Origin of the sequence: Leifsonia sp. NCR5 (genome assembly GCF_002105485.1) — a bacterium.
In the GTDB taxonomy this organism is placed as follows: domain Bacteria; phylum Actinomycetota; class Actinomycetes; order Actinomycetales; family Microbacteriaceae; genus Leifsonia.
Genome location: NZ_NCSR01000050.1, coordinates 1 through 4,092, shown reverse-complemented (window position 1 = coordinate 4,092; position 4,092 = coordinate 1). Strand labels below are relative to the sequence as shown.

Annotated in this window: 6 protein-coding genes; all 6 read right to left on the bottom strand. The window is 70.7% G+C overall.

All coding sequences use genetic code 11. From position 1 onward, the window contains the following. Positions 1 to 39 precede the first annotated feature (39 nt). Positions 40 to 252: a hypothetical protein gene (locus tag B7438_RS20050; RefSeq protein WP_085371447.1), complete on the bottom strand. Its 213-nt coding sequence runs from the start codon at positions 250 to 252 to the stop codon at positions 40 to 42. Positions 253 to 326: 74 nt separating this feature from the next. Beyond that, a complete protein-coding gene (locus tag B7438_RS20045) occupies positions 327 to 785 on the bottom strand; it encodes a DUF3817 domain-containing protein (RefSeq protein WP_085371446.1) in 459 nt (152 codons plus the stop codon). Positions 786 to 852: 67 nt separating this feature from the next. Continuing rightward, a complete protein-coding gene (purQ, locus tag B7438_RS20040; RefSeq protein ID WP_085371445.1) occupies positions 853 to 1,551 on the bottom strand; it encodes a phosphoribosylformylglycinamidine synthase subunit PurQ in 699 nt (232 codons plus the stop codon). Beyond that, positions 1,551 to 1,811: a phosphoribosylformylglycinamidine synthase subunit PurS gene (locus tag B7438_RS20035; RefSeq protein ID WP_055898292.1), complete on the bottom strand. Its 261-nt coding sequence runs from the start codon at positions 1,809 to 1,811 to the stop codon at positions 1,551 to 1,553. Before B7438_RS20035 ends, purQ begins: the two co-directional genes overlap by 1 nt. 40 nt (positions 1,812 to 1,851) lie before the next feature. Continuing rightward, a complete protein-coding gene (locus B7438_RS20030) occupies positions 1,852 to 2,790 on the bottom strand; it encodes a PaaX family transcriptional regulator C-terminal domain-containing protein (RefSeq protein WP_085371444.1) in 939 nt (312 codons plus the stop codon). Beyond that, positions 2,783 to 4,021 (bottom strand): kynureninase, encoded by a 1,239-nt coding sequence (locus B7438_RS20025; RefSeq protein ID WP_085371448.1) that lies wholly within the window; start codon positions 4,019 to 4,021, stop codon positions 2,783 to 2,785. Before B7438_RS20025 ends, B7438_RS20030 begins: the two co-directional genes overlap by 8 nt. Positions 4,022 to 4,092 lie beyond the last annotated feature (71 nt).

Below are 4,092 nucleotides of genomic sequence, written 5' to 3'. Positions count from 1 at the left end.
GGGTGGCCGGGGGCCGTCGATCGCTCCGGCGGTGAGGCGCTAGCCGCGGGAGCCGGTCTCTGCGGCGGCGGCGCTGTTCGACTTCTCACCGTCGCGGCTGACCGTCGCACGCAGCAGGTTGTTGAGTCCGGCGAGCGTCGCGGCACCGCTCAGCACGAGGAGCTCGATCGGCAGGTGCGTGGTGAATGCCCCGATCAGGAGGGTCAGCGCGCCGACCAGGAAAGCGAAAGACGACCAGCCGGCACGATGCATGGACTCAGCGTTCCACCTCGGTGCGGCGAAAGCAATCGACGCACGGAGTGGCCCGCCGGGTTGCCTGCACGCACTCAGCTCAGTTTCGGCGGGCCGATCATCAGCAGCGTGCCCATGATCGCGGCGATGAGGACGACCAGCGTGACGGCGAGCACAGGGACGTGGTTGAGCATCCACCGGAACAGGCGGCCGATGGCGGTGTGGTCGCGCGGGTCGTCGGTGGGGGTGGTGCGCCAGCGGCCGTCGAGGCGGCCGGTGCGGTCGGCCCACAGGTCGAACGGGATGGTGGCGTACGGCACGATCGCCGATGCTACCGCCACGACGATGACCGGGATGCGCCACCGCTGGTTCACGCCGACCAGCACGGAGGCGACGGCGTAACTGATGAACACCAGCCCGTGGACGGACCCGGCGACGAGCACCGGCCAGTCGCCGACCTTCGCCACGTACTTGAGCAGCATCCCGGCGATCAGCAGGGTCCAGGTGATCGCCTCAGCGATCGCGAGCGTCCTGTACAGCACACGAGGGGTCATGCTTCCAGCCTGACGGTTCGGCGTGCATCCCGAATCGTCCGAAAGTTGGAAAGCTCCCTGGTGCTGTTTACGCCTCGACGAGGGTGGAGCGGATGACCGAGGTGAAGAAGGTGAGACCGTCGATGCCGGAACGCATCGCGGCATCGGTGTCCGGGCCGAAACCGGGCTCGACCGCGTGCTCGGGGTGCGGCATGAGGCCGACCACGTTGCCGCGCTCGTTGCGGACGCCGGCGATGTCGTCGAGCGAGCCGTTCGGGTTGACGCCCTTATAACGGAACACGACCAGGCCTTCGCCCTCGAGGCGCTTCAGCTCCTCGGCGGACGCGATGAAGCCGCCCTCGCCGTTCTTCAGCGGGATGACGATCTCCTGGCCGGCCTCGAACCCGCTCGTCCACGGGGTGTCGGCGTTCTCGACCGTGAGGTGCTGGTCGCGGCGGATGAAGTTGCCGTGGTCGTTGCGGATCAGGCCGCCGGAGACGAGGTGCGCCTCGGCGAGCATCTGGAAGCCGTTGCAGATGCCGAGTACGGGCATGCCCTTGCCTGCGGCATCCACGACCTCGGTCATGATCGGCGACAGGCTGGCGATGGCGCCGCAGCGCAGGTAGTCGCCGTAGCTGAAACCGCCGGGAAGGACGAGGGCGTCGACGCCGTGCAGGTCGTGCTCGCCGTGCCAGAGGGCGACCGGCTCTGCACCGGCCAGACGGATCGCACGCAGGGCGTCGCGGTCGTCGAGGGAGCCGGGGAAGGTGACGACGCCGATGCGCATCAGGCGTCGACCTCTGCGGGGTAGTGGATGCCGACGACGTCTTCGATCACGGAGTTCGACAGGATCTCGCCCGCGATCTCCTCGACCGCGGCGCGCGTGGCGTCGTCGATCGGTCCGTCGACGGTCAGCTCGAACCGCTTGCCGACGCGGACGCCGGTGAACTGGCCCTTACCGGTGCGCGCGAGAGCGCCGGCGACGGCCTTGCCCTGCGGGTCGAGCAGTTCGGCTTTCGGCATGACTTCTACAACGATCGTTGGCAAGGCTTCACTCCGCTCGCGTGGTCCGGGGGATGCCACGATTCTACCGTGCTGCGGCGCGCTCATTCGCGCGGGCGGGCGGAGGCGCCGTCTGGTCGGGCGCCGCGACGGCGGCCGCGTAGGAGATGGCGACCGGTTCGAGTCGTGCGCGCATGGCGGCGAAGGTGACGGAGGCGGCTGCGCCCGGCCAGTCGGACGGCAGAGCGGCGAGCGGCAGCCCGGGGTCGAGGTAGGGGATCACGCGCCACTCGTCGAGGGCGCGCACCCAGCGGGCGAAGGCGTCGCGAGGGGTCGTGTCTGAGGTCGGGTCCAGGTCGGCCACCGGATACGCGTGGCGCGCCAGAAATCCGTCGTACGCCGCGCGGATCGCCGCCAGGTCGTACCAGCGTGGCAGCGCATCCGAGAGGTCGCCGAGCGCGATGGCGTGAGTGAACAGGACGGCCTGGTCGCGCATCCCGAGCTCGTCGATGGTCTCGGAGAGTTCGGCCTCGAGTCTGGCGGGCGCGATCCAGAGGCCGTCGGCGACGGTGCCGCAGCCGAGCGCGGAGAGGCGACGGCGCAGCTGGTGGCGGCGTGCGCGCTGGTGCTCGGGGAGGGAGAACGAGACGAGGCACCAGGAGGCCGGAGCGTCGGCATCCACTGCGGTGAAGATGCGGGCGTCCCCGCGCTCCAGCATGGGGAGCGCGCCCGGGTCGAGCGCGTAGCCGGCCGCGTCGCCGAGCGACCGGCGCTCCAGCACGCCGCGCGCGCACAGCCTTGCGAGGCTGGACCGGGCCGTGCTGGCCGGGATGCCCAGGGCGCCGAGCAGGTAGACGGCCCCGGATGCGCTCATCCAGCCACCGATCGGGCGTAGCACGCTGCCGACGATGGTGCGGAGGAGCGCCGTGGAACTGCCGGTGCTCGCTTCGAGGTCTTCGCGCGGGGTGTCCGGTGGTGGTGTGCCTGCTTTCGCTGTCACTGCCGCCGTCGGCAGGTCAGTCATGCGTGAGCTCGCCGAGCGCATCCCGCACGGCGACGATTCCCCGGTACGTTTCCTCGAAGCTCGTGCTCAGGGGGGAGAGGCCGAGGCGGAGGCCGTCCGGGTCGCGGTAGTCGGGGATCACGTCGCGCTCCCACAGCATCGCGGTCACCTGACGCATCGCCGGATGGTCGAGGGTCACGTGCCCGCCCCTCCGCTCGGCGTCGCGCGGGCTGACCACGGTGACGCCGAGCGGCGCGAGCCACTCGTCGGCCAGGGCGATGGCGAACTCGGTCAGCGCGACCGACTTGGTGCGCACGGCGTCGATCCCGCACTCGGCGATCATCGCGATGGTGTCCTGCATGGCGAGCATCCCGACGATCGGAGGCGTCCCGCTGATGAACCGCCGGATGCTCGGGGCCGGCTGATACTCCGGACCCATCGCGAACATGTCGGCGGTGCCCATCCAGCCCTGGATCGGCTGGACCAGACTGTCCTGCAACCCAGCACGCACGTAGCCGAAGGCCGGAGCGCCGGGGCCGCCGTTCAGATACTTGTACGTGCAGCCGGCCGCCAGGTCGACGCCCCAGGCGTCGAGTTCGACCGGCACGGAGCCCGCCGAGTGGCAGAGGTCCCAGAGCACCAGAGCGCCGGCGTCGTGGGCGATGCGCGTGATCGTCGGCACGTCGGCGAGGAATCCGGAGCGGTACGCGACCTGGCTCAGCACGACGAGCGCGGTCTGCGGCCCGACGACGGCGGCGACCTGCTCGGGAGTGACGCCCGCGTGCGTGTCCGCCTCGATCCAAACCAGGGTGAGGCCGCGCTCGCCCGCGATCCCGTCGAGCACGTAGCGGTCGGTGGGGAAGTTGTCGGTGTCGAGCACGATCTCGGTGCGCTCTGGCTGCGCATCCACTGCCGCGCGGGCCAGCTTGTAGAGGATGACGGTGGTCGAGTCGCCGACGAACATCTGCCCGGGCGCCGCCCCGACCACGGAACGGCCGATGGCGTCGCCGATGGTGAAGGGCAGTTCGAGCCACTCCTCATCCCAGCCGCGGATCAGCCGCCCGCCCCAGCCGTCGAGCAGGAAACGATGGATGCGCTCGACGCTCGCCCGCGTCGGACGTCCAAGCGAGTTGCCGTCGAGGTAGGCGACCACGCTGCTGGTGTCGTCGTCGATGCCCGCGAACCGGGTGCGGTATGCGGCGAGCGGGTCGGCGGCATCGAGGGCGCGCGCCGTGGCGAGCGGGTCGGGGATGGCGCTCGGGTCGGCGAAGTCGGACGGGGCGGCCGGGGTGGGGAGGTCGGCGGCGGTGAACCGCCGCCGAC